At 71.3% G+C, this 15,524-nt stretch carries 11 protein-coding genes; 2 read left to right on the plus strand and 9 right to left on the minus strand.

The window, feature by feature from the left end:
* Positions 1-123: 123 nt before the first annotated feature.
* From HNR57_RS20250 to HNR57_RS20270, 5 genes are all read right to left on the minus strand, one after another.
* A complete protein-coding gene (locus HNR57_RS20250; protein ID WP_184561402.1) occupies positions 124-1,785 on the minus strand; it encodes an LCP family protein in 1,662 nt (553 codons plus the stop codon).
* Between the two features lie 224 nt (positions 1,786-2,009).
* Entirely contained in the window at positions 2,010-3,755 is a 1,746-nt protein-coding gene (locus HNR57_RS20255) for an LCP family protein (RefSeq protein ID WP_184561403.1), read from the minus strand.
* 232 nt (positions 3,756-3,987) lie between these two features.
* The gene (locus HNR57_RS20260; protein WP_184561404.1) at positions 3,988-5,730 is read right to left on the minus strand and encodes an LCP family protein; all 1,743 of its coding nucleotides are present in this window, start codon (positions 5,728-5,730) and stop codon (positions 3,988-3,990) included.
* 242 nt (positions 5,731-5,972) lie between these two features.
* Positions 5,973-7,076: an LCP family protein gene (locus HNR57_RS20265; protein ID WP_313674186.1), complete on the minus strand. Its 1,104-nt coding sequence runs from the start codon at positions 7,074-7,076 to the stop codon at positions 5,973-5,975.
* A 193-nt stretch (positions 7,077-7,269) separates the two neighbouring features.
* On the minus strand, positions 7,270-8,040 hold the full coding sequence (locus tag HNR57_RS20270) for a TIGR03089 family protein (RefSeq protein ID WP_184561406.1): 771 nt from the start codon (positions 8,038-8,040) through the stop codon (positions 7,270-7,272).
* 149 nt (positions 8,041-8,189) lie between these two features.
* On the opposite strand from HNR57_RS20270, the gene HNR57_RS20275 reads away from it, so the two are divergent.
* Positions 8,190-9,671: a peptidoglycan recognition protein family protein gene (locus HNR57_RS20275; RefSeq protein WP_184561407.1), complete on the plus strand. Its 1,482-nt coding sequence runs from the start codon at positions 8,190-8,192 to the stop codon at positions 9,669-9,671.
* 144 nt (positions 9,672-9,815) lie between these two features.
* Positions 9,816-10,898 carry a mannose-1-phosphate guanylyltransferase gene (gene manB, locus HNR57_RS20280; RefSeq protein ID WP_184561408.1) on the plus strand — a complete coding sequence of 361 codons (1,083 nt, stop codon included), beginning with the start codon at positions 9,816-9,818 and terminating at the stop codon, positions 10,896-10,898.
* A 205-nt stretch (positions 10,899-11,103) separates the two neighbouring features.
* On the opposite strand, the gene HNR57_RS20285 is transcribed toward manB, so the two are convergent.
* The 4 genes from HNR57_RS20285 to HNR57_RS20300 form a co-directional block, all read right to left on the minus strand.
* Complete coding sequence (locus HNR57_RS20285) at positions 11,104-12,105, minus strand: DNA-3-methyladenine glycosylase family protein (protein ID WP_184561409.1); 1,002 nt, start codon at positions 12,103-12,105, stop codon at positions 11,104-11,106.
* A 79-nt stretch (positions 12,106-12,184) separates the two neighbouring features.
* The gene (locus HNR57_RS20290; protein ID WP_184561410.1) at positions 12,185-13,504 is read right to left on the minus strand and encodes a coenzyme F420-0:L-glutamate ligase; all 1,320 of its coding nucleotides are present in this window, start codon (positions 13,502-13,504) and stop codon (positions 12,185-12,187) included.
* Positions 13,501-14,460, minus strand: coding sequence for a 2-phospho-L-lactate transferase (cofD, locus tag HNR57_RS20295; protein ID WP_184561411.1), 960 nt, complete (start codon positions 14,458-14,460; stop codon positions 13,501-13,503). The genes HNR57_RS20290 and cofD overlap by 4 nt, the downstream gene beginning before the upstream one ends.
* A gap of 35 nt (positions 14,461-14,495) precedes the next feature.
* The gene (locus HNR57_RS20300; RefSeq protein WP_184561412.1) at positions 14,496-15,002 is read right to left on the minus strand and encodes a cysteine dioxygenase; all 507 of its coding nucleotides are present in this window, start codon (positions 15,000-15,002) and stop codon (positions 14,496-14,498) included.
* Positions 15,003-15,524 lie beyond the last annotated feature (522 nt).

Below are 15,524 nucleotides of genomic sequence, written 5' to 3' on the forward strand. Positions count from 1 at the left end.
CATGGGCCCCTCCCCGGACGGGGAGGGGCCCATGGCGTGCGCGGACGCCGGTGTGCGGTGATCAGCAGCCGGGGCCGCTGTACCCGCCGGAGGCCCTGTGCCTCTGTCATGCCGCGCAGATGTTCACCACCGGTAGGGCTTGTACACGTCCATGCACTCCGTCTTGTCCGCGCTCAGCGCGTCCGCGGAGTCGGGCAGATCGCCCGCCTCGGGAGCCTTCTGCTTCGGGTAGGCCGTGCCCTCCCGCCAGTCGCTGCCGATCGTCAGCGTGGTGGTGACATCGTCCGTGGCCCGCACCTGGCTGCTCGGGATGCCTACCGCTTCCGCCACCGACAGCGCGTTGGCGCGGCCCTGCTCGCCCGTGCTCCTCGGATACGTCACCTGCGTCCGGGCGTGCGGATCCTGCCGGCTCGCGGCGACGGCCTGGGTGAAGCCCTCCTGCTGCAGCGCCGCCACGATCGCGGTGGCCCGTTGCGGAACGGCGGGCCGCTCGTCGCTCGCCGTCCCGTTGACGACGGTGACCGACAGCCCCGCGGCGGGCGCGGCGGCCGGACCCGTGGCCTGCACCGAGGCCGGGGACGGGCCCGAGGCGGTGGCCGCGCGCGCCTTGCCGCCCTTGTCGAAGGAGACGTCGTCGCGCAGCATCGCCCACATCTTGTCGGCGTCCCCCGGCTTGGGCACCAGGTGGTTGCGGTCCAGGGGGTCCTCGATCCACGGCATCGTCGTCATCGTGATGCGGTTCGTCGGGACCGACTTCAGCTGCATGCCGACGTCGTACAGCTCCTTGACCGTGCCGATCTCCTCGGACACCTTCAGCGCCTTCGTGCCCGCCTCGGCCAGGCCCATCAGACGGCCCGTGTCGGTGAAGACGTTCTGCTCCTTCAGCGTCCGGATCATCGCGTTCATGTACATGTGCTGCGCCTTGGCGCGCAGCGGGTCACTGCCCCAGGCGTGGCGGGTGCGCAGCCACTGCAGCGCCTCCTTGCCCTGCACCTTGTGCGTGCCGGCCTTCAGCTTCAGTCCGGAGCCGCCGCCCTGGCCGGGCAGCGGCCGGTCCCACACGTTCTGGTTGACGCAGACCGGGACACCGCCGATGGCGTCCGCCATGTCCACCACTCCGGCGAAGTCGACCATCATCCAGTGGTCGATGTACACGCCGGTCAGGTTCTGCCAGGTGGCCAGCGTGCAGCCCGGGCCGCCGCGCTGGAGCGTCTCGTTGATGATCGTGTTCTTGGCCGGGTAGGTCTCCCCGGTGTCGGGGTCGACACACTTGGGGATGTCCACCCGGGTGTCCCGAGGGATGCTCACCACGGACGCGCTCTCGCGGTCCGCCGAGACGTGCAGGAGCATCTGCACGTCCGCCAGGGGCTTGCTGCCGACGTTGTCCCTGCTGCCGCCGAGCTTGACGTTCTCCGCGGAGTTCCGGCTGTCGGAACCGATCAGCAGGATGTTCAGCGGGGTCTGGCCCGCCGCGTTGGGCCCGGTCTTCTCGACGTCGGACTCGCCGCTGTTGCGTTTGCCCTTGTCGATGTTGCCGTTGAGGTGGCGGTAGTAGAGGTATCCGGCACCGGCCGTCCCGAGTATCAGTACGGACAGCACGAGCGCGAACCAGCGCACTATCCGGCGTCCGCCGCCGCGCCGCCGCCCGCGCCGACGGCCCTGGCCGCCCCCGCCTCCCGCGTCCCCGCCCGCGGTGGACGCCCCCGTCCCCGGACGTTCGTCCTGGGCCAGGCCGCCGCCCGGCTCGCGCCGGGTGCTGCCGCCGCGCACGTCACTCTGCGCCATGCCCCTGCCTCCCCACCCCTACGGCCGACCCACGGGTCCGCCCCGCGTCGTTCGGATCGCGGGCGCCCCGTGCCCGCCCGGAACACGGGTTCCCCCGGTGTTCCGCGGCGCACGGCCGTCCCCGCTACTGGTTGGACCACTGACATGCCCGGTCGGATGTACACCCGGCCGATTCGTCCGGGCATGCTCCGTCCGCCTGTTAGACGCAGGACGGGACGGTCAGGTCACTTCGCGCACTCGACCTTGTCGGCCGTGGCCTTCTGCACGTCCTCCGGCACCTTCGCCGGAGTGGTGAGCGGCACGCCCGCGCCCTCGAAGTCCTTGCCGAGGGTCAGGGTCATCGCGGGCACGCCCTGGGAGTTGGTCACGCTCTTGCCCGGCTTGAGCGCGGCCCCGGACAGGCCCATGATCTCCGCGAGCCGGCGTGCCTGGTCCGCCTCGTCGGGCCCGTACTCCAGCGTGGTTTTGGCCAGGGGCTGTTCGGCGTTGCCCGCGTTCTCGGACTTGGTCACGCCCTCCTGGACCTGCAGCCAGCTGAGGGTCTCCTGGGCGCTGCCCGCGACGGCACCGCCGTTGAGGATCCGCACCCGCACCTCGGAGGCCGGTGCCTTGGTGCCCTTCAGCCGGGCGGCCTCGGCGGCCTTCTCCTTCTTCTTCTGCTGCTTCACGTCACTCAGCGACACGTCGTCGCGGACCATCGCGAACAGCTGCTGGGCCTGCGGCTCCTTCAGGACCACCGTGGCCTTGACCTTCTCCGCCGGGTTGTCGACGACGGGCACGGTGGCGAACGTGAGGTTCTTGGTGTCGAACTTGCCCAGTTCTGCCCCGAGATCGGCCAGCTTCTTGATTGTGCTGATCTGGGAGTCGACGGTCAGCGCCTTGGTGCCCGCCTCCGCCAGCTTGATCATCTTGGACGGGCTGGTGAGGGTGTCGTTGGACTTCAGCTTGCGCAGCATCGAGCCCAGGAACTGCTGTTGCAGCTCGATCCGGCTCAGGTCACCGCCGAAGCCCACGGAGTGCCGGGTGCGGACGAAGGCCAGCGCCTCCTCGCCCTCGATGGTGTGCTCGCCCTTGGGCAGGTCGAGCTTGGAGTCGGGGTCCTTGATGTCCTTGGCCAGACAGACGTCGACCCCGCCCACCGCGCTGGTCAGCGTCTTGACCGCGTTGAAGTCGGCCACCATGAAGTGGTCCATCTTCAGCCCCGTGAGCTCGGTGATCGTGCGCATGGTGCAGCTCGGCGTGCGGTCCTCCTGCCCGAGGCTGTTGTTGAAGCGGGTGCGCTGCGTGCCCGGGATGACCTTCTCCGAGCCGTCCTCCTGCGTCGTCGGACAGTCCGGGATGTCGGTGATCAGGTCGCGCGGGATGCTCAGCACTGTCGCGTTCGTACGGTCCTTGGAGACGTGCAGGACGAGCGTGGTGTCCGCGTGCCCGGCGCTGTTCTTGTCGCCGTAGCCCTCGTTGCCCTTGCCGGTGCGCTTGTCGGTGCCGACCAGCAGGATGTTGATCGCGCGGTCCTTGCTGAATCCGCCGGTGCCGGCGCCGTCGTCGGAGACGGACGTGATGTTGCCGTTGAGGTGCTCGTAGTAGAGGTACGCGGCCCCGCTCGCCCCGATCAGTACGAACGCCAGGGAGCCGCCGGTCCACATCAGGACCTTCTTGCCCTTCGCCTTCTTCGGCGCCGGGCGGCGTCCGCGCCGGCTCGCGGCCGCGTCGGCCGGGGCGGTGGCGCGTCTGCGCGGGGCAGGGGTCTCATCGCCGGGTGCCGTGGCCCCGGGACGCCGGGCGGGGGTGGTCCGGCGGGCTCCTGCCGCACCGGCCGTGCCACGGCCACCGGAACCGCGTGGGCCGGGTACGGACGACTGCGCTGCGGAAGGGGCCAGTCGCAGCTCGTATTCGCCGGTGTTCGGGTTGAGTACCCACTGGTCTGCGGGATCGACGTCGTCCGCCCGCCCACGGCCTTGCGCGTCCACGGTTGCCTGTTCCTCCGTCGGGCCACGCGGCGCCCTCCCCCGGACGGCGCACGTTGCTGGTCAAGCAGTGCACTCCCCCAGGACGGAGCTCATGGGTGAGAGCACTGGATCGCACACACTATCCGCACACTTCGGCGTCAAGCGACGTGGGTGAGAAATTGCACGTTCTCACAACTGGGCAATCCCACCCATTTGTTTGAAGGAAGGTGGGCGAACGCGAAGTGAATGCGCGTTACTTGGCGCACTCCACCTTGTCCGCGGTGGACTTCTGCACTCCCTCCGGTGCCTTGGTGGGCGCGGTGAGGGAGACCCCCGCCCCTTCGAAGTCCTTGCCGAGGGTCAGCGTCATCGCAGGCAGCCCCTGGTCGTTGGTCACGCTCTCGCCCGGCTTCATCGCCGCCCCGGACAGACCCATGAGGTCGGCGAGGCGGCGGGCCTGGTCGGCCTGGTCGGGCGCGTACTCCAGGGTCGTCTTCGCCAGCGGGGCAGGCGCGTTGCCGGCGTTCTCCGACTTGGTCACGCCCTCCTCGTTCTGCAGCCAGCTCAGCGTCTCCTGGGCACTGCCGGCGACGGCACCGCCGTTGAGGATCCGCACCCGGACCTCGGAGGCCGGTGCTTTGGTGCCCTTCAGCCGGGCGGCGACCGCGGCGGCCTCCTTCTTCTTCCGCTCCTTGACGGCGGTGAAGGAGACGTCGTTCCTGATCATGTCGAAGACCTGCGGGGCCGTCGACTCGTTGAGCACGACCGTGGCCTTGACCTTCTCCGCCGGGTTGTCGATCACCGGGATGGTGGTGAAGGTCAGGTTCTCGGTGTTGAGCTTGCCCAGCTCCAGGCCGAGGTCCTTCAGCTTGCCTATGCTGTCCAGCTGCGAGTCGACGGTCAGCGCCTTCGTGCCCGCCTCGGCCAGGTCGAGCATCTTCGACGGGCTGGTGAGGGTGTCGTTGGACTTCAGCTTGCGCATCAGCGCACTCAGGAACTGCTGCTGCAGCCCGATCCGGCTCAGGTCGCCGCCGAAACCGACGGCGTGCCGGGTGCGCACGAAGGCCAGCGCCTGCTCGCCCTCGATGGTGTGCATGCCCTTGGACAGCTTCAGGTGCGAGTCCGGGTCGTCGAGGTCCTTGCCCACACAGACCTCGACCCCGCCCACCGCGCTGGTCAGCGTCTTGACCGCGTTGAAGTCCGCGACCATGAAGTTGTCGGGCTTGACGCCGGTCAGCTCGGTCACGGTCCGCATCGTGCAGCTGGGCGTACGGCCGTCCTGGCCGAGGCTCGTGTTGAAGCGGACCTGCTGCGTGCCGGGGATGATCTTCTGCGTGCCGTCCTCCTGTGTCGTCGGGCAGTCCGGCACGTCGACGACCAGGTCGCGCGGGATGCTCAGCGCGGTCGCGTTCGAACGGTCCTTGGAGACGTGCAGCAGGATCGTGGTGTCGGCGTGCCCGACACTGCCCGCGTCGCCGTAGCTGCCGTTGCCCTTGCCGGTGCGCTTGTCGGTGCCGATCAGCAGGATGTTGATCGCCTTGTCCTTGCTGAAGCCACCGGTGCTCGCGCCGTCGTCGGAGACGGATGCGATGTTGTCGTTCAGGTGCTCGATGTAGAAGTACGCGCCACCCGCCCCGGCGACCAGGACGAACGCCATCGCGCCGCCGGTCCACAGCAGGACCTTCCGGCCCTTGGAGGCCTTCTTGCCGGGGCGCCGTCCGCGCCGCCCCGGCAGCGGCTCCTGCGGCGCCCCGCGGCGCCTGCGCGGCGACGGCACCGCACGCCCGGGCGTCTCGGGGCGGGACCGGCCGGGCGCCTCGTTGCGGCTACGGGCCGGCGGGGCCGCCTCGGAGGGCCGTGGCTTGCGGGGCGAGGGGACACCCGACCGCGGCGCGGAAGTCCCCAGTCGCAGTTCGTATTCACCGGTGTCCGGGTTGAGCACCCACTGGTCTGCGGGATCGATGTCGTCCGCCCGCCCACGGCCTTGCGCGTCCACGGTTGCCTGTTTCCTCCGTCGGGGCACGCGGCGCCTTCCCCCCTGCAAGGCGCCCGGGTCTCGGTCACACAGTGCGCGACCTGGGACCTTCCCTCAGAGCCGGGCGCACCGGATCGCTCACACTAACCGTCCCTTTCGGTGCCGAGCGACGACGGTGACCCATTGCACGTCCCTACAGCTGGGCAATTCGCCCATTTCCCTGGTGAAGAGTTCATTGCCTTGGCGCTGCCTTGGTGCCCGCTTTACCCACAGGTGTCCTCGGCTGCCGTGTTCCCCCGAAACGTCGGTGGAGGAGAAACGGTGACGGTGGGCTCGTGAAAGGGACCCGGATACGAATCCCCGTACGCCCCCTCACGGGGGCCGTTGTCCTCCACGACCACCGGTGTGTCCGTACGCAGCCGCTCGAACAGCCGCTTTGCGGCGGGCTCCACGAGTTGGTCGCGATTGGCGTCGTAGGCATACGACTCCCGGGGGACGGTCAGGAATTGCACTTGTTCCATGGGGATGTCGCGCAGGCCGCGCACGAGTGCGTACAAACCACGCAAGCTGGCCAGTTCCGGGTCGGTGGTGAGGGACGAGGTGGCGGCGTCCAGCACGGGATACAGCTTCGCCGGATTCAGCAGGACGTCATTACTGCGCACCTTGTTGACGAGTGCCCCGAGGAATCGCTGCTGGCGCTCCATCCGCTCGGTGTCGCTGCCGTCGCCCAGGGTCTTGCGGGCGCGCACGTAGCCGAGGGCCTGCTCGCCGTTCAGCGTCACGCGCCCGGCGGGCAGCCGCAGCTTGGCGGCCCGGTCGTTGATCGGCTGCCGCAGGCACACCTCGACGCCGTCGACCGCGTCGACCATCTCCTTGAAGCCGTGGAAGTCGACGACGACGTGATGGTCGACGCGGATGTCGGTCAGCTTCTCCACGGTGCGGATGGTGCAGGCCGAGCCGCCGAGCTGGAAGGCCTGGTTGAACATGGCGAACCGGGGCACGCTGCGGGACCCGTCCGGACGCCGGCAGGCCGGCAGGTTCACCATCAGGTCCCGGGGGATGGAGACGGCGGTGGCGTTGTCCCGGCCGGCGGACAGATGCAGCAGGATCGTGGTGTCGGACCGCTCGGTGCCGGAGTCCCGCCCGTAACGGGCGTTGTCGGTGCCCTCGCGCGAGTCCGACCCGATCAGCAGGATGTTCCGGGCGTCCTTGACCAGGGAAGTGGGCCGCTCCCTGTCGTAGCGGGCGAGCTCGGCGGCGGCCGCCTCGTCGGGGGTGATGTTCCCGCTGAGCTTCGCGTACACGGCCCAGCCGACCCCGCCGGCGGCCATGAGGACACCGGTGACCCCGAACGCCGTGATCCGCACCCACCGCCGCCGGCGCCGCCGCACGAGCCCCCGCCCGCTGGCGGACGCCCCTGCGCCCGGACCGACCCTGTAGCCCACGGAAGCAACCACCCCTCCTGACGTAGGAACGCCCCGCGCGCACTGCTCCTACGACCATGGCGCGAACGGAGGGCGGGGGGTGGGTGGGGATGGGCCGTACGGGGGAGGGGCCCGGCTACCGGCCCGAGGTGCCGCGGGCGATCGTCGTGACCCGCTCGCTCTCCACCCGCTTGTCCAGCACGCCCTCCCCGGCCTGCTCCAGATGCCGGCACAGCACCACGGAACCGCCCGTGGCCAGGGGGCCGTACAGCCCCGCGTTCAGCCCGTCCCACGTGTCGTACGGCAGTCCCGACAGGATCCGCGACCCCGGCCCGGTCAGGCCAAGACCCGTCGCCTCGGCCCGGGCCCGCTCGACCACCTGGGCCCCGCTGAACTCCCGCCCGGCCACGATCAGCGCGGGCCCCTCCGGGTCCACGGGCGCGTACGGCACGAACCGGTCACCCTGCCCCGGGACTTCCACCGCGTAGTCGGTGAACCCCTCGGGAACCTGCGGGAACCGCCCGCCGAGCGGCCGCAGCGCCATCGCGATCCGCGCGCCGGAGCAGGCCCGCGCCTCCTCCAGCCGGTCCGGCCCGCTCACCACGACATCGGCCGCCCGGGCATCCCGGGACACGTCCGCGACAACGCCCACCGACGCGCACGCCAGCAGCCACACCGCCGTCTGCCAGTGCGCGGGCAGCAGCAGCGCCACCCGGTCGCCGGGCTCGACGGACAGCTCGTCCTGGAGGAGGTTGGCGGTCTTGGCCACCCAATTGGCGAAGGTGGCCACGGACAGTTCGACACGCTCGCCCGTGGCGTCGTCGTAGAAGGTCACCAGGGGACGTCCCGGATCCGCGGCGAGCGCGGAACCCAGCAGGTCGGCAGGGGTGCGATCGGTGGCGTTCATCCGCGCAAGCGTACGCGGCGCACGACCCTGCGCCCAACGGCCCGGCCACCGCCCCGCCGGGCATCCGCCACCGGTTCGGCCGAACCCGGCCGACAGTCCGTCAAATACCAAATGGACAGACTTGTATGACTATGTCCAAGATCAGGGGCATGCGTGGATTCCTTGCTTCCTCGATCGGTGTCACCTGTGCGGCCGCTCTGGCCCTTCCCCTCACCCCTCCCGCCCTCGCGGCAACGGCGAGACCGGTGCCGTCCACGGAAGCCGCGCCGACGGCGAGACCCGTACCCCTCGCGGGTACCCCGGTCACGGCCCCGTCCGGCCGGCGGGCGGCCGAGCCGTACGCCGCCGGCAGCACCCAGTCCCTCCCTCTCGAACCCCTCACCCGCGACCGAGCCACCCCCTCCGCCTCCTCCGCCGAGCAGGGCCTGCCCCGCCGGGCCGTACGCCATTTCTCGCTCGTGGGCGTCGTCTGGGACGACCCCGAAGCCGAACTGAACGGCCGCGTCCAGGTCCGCACCCGCGCCGCCGGCACCGGCATCTGGTCGGGCTGGCAGGACGTGGAGACCCACAACGCCGACCACGCCGCCGACCCGGACACCGCCGAGAGAGCCTCGGGCCGCGTCCGCGGTGCCACGGCCCCGCTGTGGGTGGGCGACTCCGACGGCGTGGAACTCCGGGTCCGCTCCGAGTCCGGCCACCCGGCGGCGGACTCCGCCGAGCCGACCCCGGGCGCCCGCAAACTGCCCGCGACCCCCCCGCTGCCCTCGGGCCTCCGCCTCGAACTCGTCGACCCCGGCGAGGACGGAGAGGACGGCGACCAACTCCACGGCGCCGCCGCGGACGCCCCCCGCACCGGCGGCCTGAACGCCGAGGCGTCCGCCCTCACCGAGGCCTTTGCCGCCAACGCCGACCTCGCCCCCCTCGGCGCCACCGAGATCGCCGCACTGAGCCACGCCGAGACCGAGCAGGAGTACTTCGCCCTCGACCCCGACGGGCTGACGGAGCGGCAGCGGCAGGCCAAGCCCTACGTCGGCCCGCGCCCGGGTATCGTCACGCGGCGCGGCTGGGGGGCGAACGAGGGGTTGCGGGAGAGCGGCTTCCGGTACACGAAGAAGGTCAAGGCGGCCTTCGTGCACCACACGGCCAGCGGCAACAACTACCGCTGCTCGCAAGTCCCGTCACTCATCCGCAGTATCTACCGCTACCACGTCAAGAGCATGGGGTGGCGGGACATCGGCTACAACTTCCTCATCGACAAGTGCGGAAAGATCTACGAGGGCCGCGCCGGAGGCGTGGCGAAACCGGTCCTCGGCGCACACACGCTTGGTTTCAACAGCAACAGCATGGGGATCGCCGTCCTCGGGTCGTACGGCGCCACCAAGCCGTCGAAGTCGGCGGTCACGGCCATCGCCCGGCTGACCGCCTGGAAGCTGGGGCTGTACCGGATGAACCCGAAGGGAAAGACGTACCTGAAGTCGGCCGGCAGCAATCTCTACCGGAAGGGTAAGAAGGTACGGCTGAACGTGATCTCGGGGCACCGGGACGGCTTCGCGACCGAGTGCCCGGGACGCAAGCTCTACGGAGAACTCGGCTCGGCCCGCTCCAAGGCGGCCCGCTACCAGGGCCGCTGAGTACACGTTCGACCGCCGTCGGGGGGCATGCGGGGGCATGGGACGTAATGCCGCACGGCCAGCGAAGGCGCCACGGAACGGTCTGCATACACTGACCGGCCGAAAGACAGTTCGGCCGGTCCCGGCAGGAAGCAGAGACGACACGTGACAGAAGCGATCCTCCTGGTCGGCGGCAAGGGCACGCGGCTGCGCCCGCTCACGGTGCACACGCCCAAGCCCATGGTCCCGGCGGCCGGGGTGCCCTTCCTCACGCACCAGCTGGCGAGAGCGAGAGCGGCCGGTGTCGAGCACATCGTCCTGGCCACGTCCTATCTGGCCGAGGTCTTCGAGCCGTACTTCGGTGACGGTTCGGCGCTGGGGCTCCACCTCGAATACGTCACCGAGGAGGAGCCGCTCGGCACGGGCGGCGCCATCCGCAACGTGGCCTCACGGCTGCACTCCGGCCCCGACGACCCAGTCCTGATCTTCAACGGGGACATCCTGACGGGGCTGGACATCCGGGCCCTGGTCGACACCCACGAGACCACGGGCGCGGACGTCTCGCTGCACCTCACCAAGGTCACCGACCCGCGCGCCTACGGCCTGGTCCCGACGGACGACACGGGCAGGGTCCTGGCGTTCCTGGAGAAGCCGCAGACCCCCGAGGAGATCGTCACCGACCAGATCAACGCGGGGGCGTATGTCTTCCGCCGCTCGGTCATCGACGCGATCCCGCTCGGCAGGCCGGTGTCGGTGGAACGCGAGACCTTCCCGGGCCTGCTGTCGGCCGGCGCCCACCTCCAGGGCATGGTCGACTCGACGTACTGGCTGGACCTGGGCACCCCGGCGGCCTTCGTCCGGGGCTCGGCGGACCTGGTCCTGGGCCGGGCCCCGTCGCCCGCGGTCCCCGGCCGCTGCGGCGACCGCCTGGTCCTGCCGACGGCCCAGGTCGCCTCCGACGCCAAGCTGTCGGGCGGCACGGTGGTGGGCGAGGGCGCGTTCGTGGCGGAGGGCGCGCGGATCTTCGGCAGCACGATCCTGCCCGGCGCGGTCATCGAACCGGGCGCGGTCATCACCGACTCCCTGATCGGCACCCGGGCCCGCGTCGGCCAACGCTCGGTCCTCACGGGCACGGTCATAGGCGACGGCGCGGTGATCGGCCCCGACAACGAACTCCTGGAGGGCGCCCGCATATGGTGCGACGCCCGCATCCCGGCGGGAGCGGTCCGCTTCTCTTCGGACCAGTAGGACGGGACGGGGTCCGCTGCGGGCATGCGTGCTGCTAGGGGCGGCACGGGTGGGCGTGGGGGTCCCCCTGCTCGAGCGAAGTCGAGAGCTGGGGGGACCCCGCTCCGCCGGGTTGCGGACCCACCCGCCCTCAGCACCGACGCCGAGCACCCGAAGCCCACAGCACCGTCCCCCGGTCAACGCCGAGCACCTCAACCCCGACACTTCACAACTGGCCGATATCCCACCGAGGCATCTTCGGCGCCCGCCGCGCCGGCACCCTCCCGCTCAGCAGGATCAGCCGAGCCGCCCGATGCCGCTGCCCCGCATACGGCTCCAGCAACTCCAGCATCGCCGCATCGTCCGCGTCCCGGTCCCCGGCCAGCGCCCACCCCACGATCCCGGGCAGATGGAGATCCCCCACCGTCACCTCGTCCGCCGCCCCATGACTGCGCTGCACCGTCTCCGCAGAGGTCCACGGTCCGACCCCCGGCACCAGCTCCAGCCGCGCCCGGGCCGCCCCGGGCTCCATCCCCACCGCCTGCTCCAGCCGCGCGGCGACCCGCACCGCACGCAGGATCGTCGACGCCCGCTTGTTGTCGACCCCGGCCCGATGCCACTCCCACGACGGGATCAGCGCCCACGTCCGGGGCGCCGGCATCACGTACATCCGCGCGGGTGCGGGCCCCGGCGCCGGTTCCCCGAACTTCCGCACCAGCAGCCGCCACGCCCGGTACGCCTCGTCCGTCGTGACCTTCTGCTCCAGGATCGACGGGATCAGCGACTCCAGCACGAGCCCGCTGCGCGTCAGCCGCAACCCCGGCCGCCGGTGCCGGGCCGACGCCAGCAGCCGGTGCCGCGGCACGAACGCCGACGGGTCGTCCGCGGCCCCGAGCAGCTCCGGCAACCCCTCCAGCAGCCACTCCGCCCCGGGCCCCCAGGCCTCCCCGCGCACCCCACCGCCGTAGGCGCACACCCGTAGCGTCCCCGGCCCGGCCGGAGTGAGGCTGGTCCGCCACACGGACCCGTCCGGAGTCGCCCGGAACGTCGGATCGCCGGGCCCGCGCCGCAGCGGCCCGAGCACCAGGCCGAGATCCAGCGGCCCGTCCGGCACCCACGCGCGCACCCGCCCCGGCCCCGTCGCCTGCCGGGGCACACCCGGGGGTACCGCGACATGCCCTCCGCGCACCGTCGTACGCGTGGGCCGCGGAGCGAACCGTCCTGCCATGAATGACGTCCCTGGAGTCCTTGAGAGGAGCAGCCCTACGAGCGTAGGCGCCGCCCGGCACCTGTCACCGCACCTCGATTCACCGCACCTCGATGAACGCCCCCGCGTCCCGCCCGGGCCGTGCCCGCGGTTCCTCCGCCGGATGCCCGACCGCCACCGCCCCCATCGGGTCCCAGTCCGCGGGCAGGTCCAGCACCTCGCGCACCACCTCCCGGCAGAACATCGTCGACGACACCCATGCCGAACCCAGCCGCTCCCCGGCCAGCGCGACCAGGAAGTTCTGCACGCCGGCCCCGGCGGCGACCACGAACATCTCCCGCTCGGCGCCGTCCCGCCGCAGGTCGCCGTACGTGTGGGAGCCGTCCATGACCAGGCAGGGGACGACGAGGTAGGGCGCGTTGCGCAGCACGTCCCCGCGCCGGACCCGCTTGGCGATGGACTCCTCGCTCTTGCCGTCCCGCCGCAGATCGGCGATCCACGCGTCCCGCATGGCGTCGAGCAGCCGTGTGCGCGACTCCTGCGACTCCAGCAGCACGAACCGCCACGGCGTGGTGTGGTGCGGCGCCGGGGCGGTCACGGCCGCGGCCACGGCCCGCCGTACGGCACCCGCGTCGACGGGCTCGTCCGTGAAGGACCGGACCGTGCGCCGCTGGGTCACGGCCAGCCGTACCGCCTCCGAGGTGCCGAGGCGGAACATGTCGTCCCGCGCGCCGCGGACCATGGCCCGCGCTCCCTCGCCGTCGTCTTCCCGCGCGACCAGGTGCGCGAGCCCGCGCACCACGGCGACGGGCCGCCCCGCGGCCTTGCCCTTGACCAGGTCGCCCGCGGCGGCGAGTTCGTCGGCCGTGGCGACGACGGTGGCGCTGAGCGGATTGCCGTGCGCGTCCGTGCCGCCGCGCAGATCGTCGAGCACGCGCACTCCGGCGGCCCCGATCGCGACGTCGGTGAGCCCTGCGCGCCAGGGCCGGCCGAAGGTGTCGGTGACGACGACGCCGATGTCGACGCCGAGGGTGTCGCGCAGTCCGTCGCGGATGGCGCGGGCGGAGGCGTCCGGGTCCTCGGGCAGCAACAGCACCGTGCCGGACGGGGTGTTGGACGCGTCGACCCCGGCGGCGGCCATGACCAGGCCCTGCCGGTTCTCCACGATCCGCAGGGCGCCGCGCCGGGCCACGACCCGGACCGTCTCCGCGTCGATCGCGGCCTCCCGGTCGGCGGCCCGCACGATCCGGCCCTCCGCCTTGGACACGATCTTCGAGGTGACGAGCAGCACGTCCCCGTCGGCCAGGCCGGGCTCGGCGTCAGCGATCAGCTTGGCCAGGTCGTCCCCGGCCGTGACCTCCGGTATCCCGCCCAGGGCCCACACCCGGTAGCCGGCGGCTCCCTGCGTCTCACCGCTCACGCCCCCCGCACCTCCTCGGCCAGCGCCAGTGCCTCCTGGGCCATCCGCGTGGTCGCGTCGGCGTCGCTCATCATCAGCGGCACGGCCCGGCAGCGGATCCCGGCCGCCTCGACCCGTTCCACCGCCGCGGCGTCCACCGAGTCCACGAGCCAGCCGTCCAGCAGGCCCGAGCCGTAGTGCTCGGCCACCGCCGTCGCGGTCGACTCCACGCCCACGGCGGCGAGGACCTTGTCGGCCATGCCCCGCACGGGCGCGTCTCCGACGATGGGGGAGAGGCCGACGACCGGCACCCCGGCGTCGGCGATCGCCTCCCGGATGCCGGGCACGGCGAGGATCGTGCCGATCGACACGACCGGGTTGGACGGCGGGAAGAGGATCACGTCCGCCTCGGCGATGGCCTCCAGGACGCCCGGCGCGGGCTTCGCCTGGTCGGCGCCGACCGGCACGACCGCCCGGGCGGGCACCGAGGCGCGCAGCCGCACCCAGTACTCCTGGAAGTGGATCGCCTTGGTCTCACCGTCGATCTCGACGGCCACATGCGTCTCGACGCGGTCGTCGGACATGGGGATCAGCCGGACACCCGGCTTCCAGCGGTCGCACAGCGCCTGCGTCACCGCGCTCAGCGGGTACCCGGCGCCGATCATCTGCGTCCGCACGATGTGGGTGGCGAAGTCCCGGTCGCCGAGACCGAACCACTCGGGCCCGACTCCGTACGCCGCGAGCTCCTCCTTCAGGTGGAAGGTCTCGTCGGCGCGCCCCCAGCCCTGCTCCTCGTTGATGCCGCCGCCGAGCGTGTACATCACCGTGTCGAGGTCCGGGCAGACCTTCAGCCCGAAGAGGTGGATGTCGTCCCCGGTGTTGCCGATGACCGTGATGTCCGCGTCCGGGACGGCCCGCTTCAGACCACGCAGGAACCGGGCACCGCCGATGCCGCCTGCCAGAACCACAATGCGCATGGGCGACAGTCTTGCAGGCGGCTACGACATCCGGGTCAGGCAGTCAGGGCGCCCGGGACGGCCCGGGCCTCGCAGTGCGGGGCCGTGTGCATCGGCATCTCGGTGAGGCCCGGGTAGTAGACGTGCAGGCTCACGGCCGGCTCCAGCGCGTCGTTGACGACTTCGTGTACGTACCCCGGCGCGAACACGCGCTGCGCGCCCGCCCGCAAGGCGCGCGTGCCCCGCTCCGTGCGCTCGGTCAGGGTGCCGTCCAGGACGGTCAGCACACCGGAGGAGCGGCCGTGGTCGTGCAGCCCGCTGCCCTGCCCGGGCACCCAGGACAGCAGCCACACCTCGTAGCCCGGTCCGGTGCGCAGCCGGTGGTACCAGCGGCTGGTGGCGTCGTAGCGGACGAGGTGTTCCCACTGGGAGCGGTCCTCGGCGAGGGAGCGGGCCAGTCCGACGAACTCGGCGACGGTGGCCGGGTGCTCGCGGGGGGTCTGGAGGAGGTGCGTGACTTCGAGGATGTCGCCGGCGATCTGGAGGTCGCTGTCGCTGTTCATGGGGTGCGTGGTTCCTCAGTGAAGGAAGGTCAGAGGGGAACGGGAGCCGAGGTACGGGTGGCTCGGCCTTCAGCTGGAGCGGGTGTGGCTCAACAGCTGGGACAGCAACAGCTACAGCGAGCGCGGGCAGCACCGTGGGACCCGGCGGTGCGGGTCGACGTGGGTGCCAAGTTCGCGAGCATGCCCACAAGGACACCGGTTCACACCTTCACTGTCAACTCGACACCCGGTATGTGGGATGTGGTTCACCTCATCCGGTCGATCGCTCAGATGAAAGGTTTGTTCATGGCCCGCCCGGGACACATGGCGTCCAACCGGGCGCACAAACCCCGTTGCGTAGTCGTGATCCGACTGTGATCCGTTTCGCTTCGACGTGCGTGTCGGAACGAGATCGAACTCCTGGGCGTCCTTCTCCGTACAGGTCTGCGAGGGGTCCGTCGGAAGGTGTGAGCCCTCAGGGGCTCCGTCTGTGTGTCAGGTTTTATGGTGATTTGAACACTTTCCGCATGGGCTTGGTTCCGC

Origin of the sequence: Streptomyces paradoxus, assembly GCF_014202475.1 — a bacterium.
In the GTDB taxonomy this organism is placed as follows: domain Bacteria; phylum Actinomycetota; class Actinomycetes; order Streptomycetales; family Streptomycetaceae; genus Streptomyces; species Streptomyces paradoxus.

What these genes read in the sequence shown, in the direction of transcription:
- HNR57_RS20250 (WP_184561402.1), bottom strand. Translation starts at nt 1,785, where the DNA reads ATGGCGCAGAGTGACGTGCGCGGCGGCAGCACCCGGCGCGAGCCGGGC.
- HNR57_RS20270 (WP_184561406.1), bottom strand. Translation starts at nt 8,040, where the DNA reads ATGAACGCCACCGATCGCACCCCTGCCGACCTGCTGGGTTCCGCGCTC.
- HNR57_RS20275 (WP_184561407.1), top strand. Translation starts at nt 8,190, where the DNA reads ATGCGTGGATTCCTTGCTTCCTCGATCGGTGTCACCTGTGCGGCCGCT.
- HNR57_RS20285 (WP_184561409.1), bottom strand. Translation starts at nt 12,105, where the DNA reads ATGGCAGGACGGTTCGCTCCGCGGCCCACGCGTACGACGGTGCGCGGA.
- cofD (WP_184561411.1), bottom strand. Translation starts at nt 14,460, where the DNA reads ATGCGCATTGTGGTTCTGGCAGGCGGCATCGGCGGTGCCCGGTTCCTG.
- HNR57_RS20300 (WP_184561412.1), bottom strand. Translation starts at nt 15,002, where the DNA reads ATGAACAGCGACAGCGACCTCCAGATCGCCGGCGACATCCTCGAAGTC.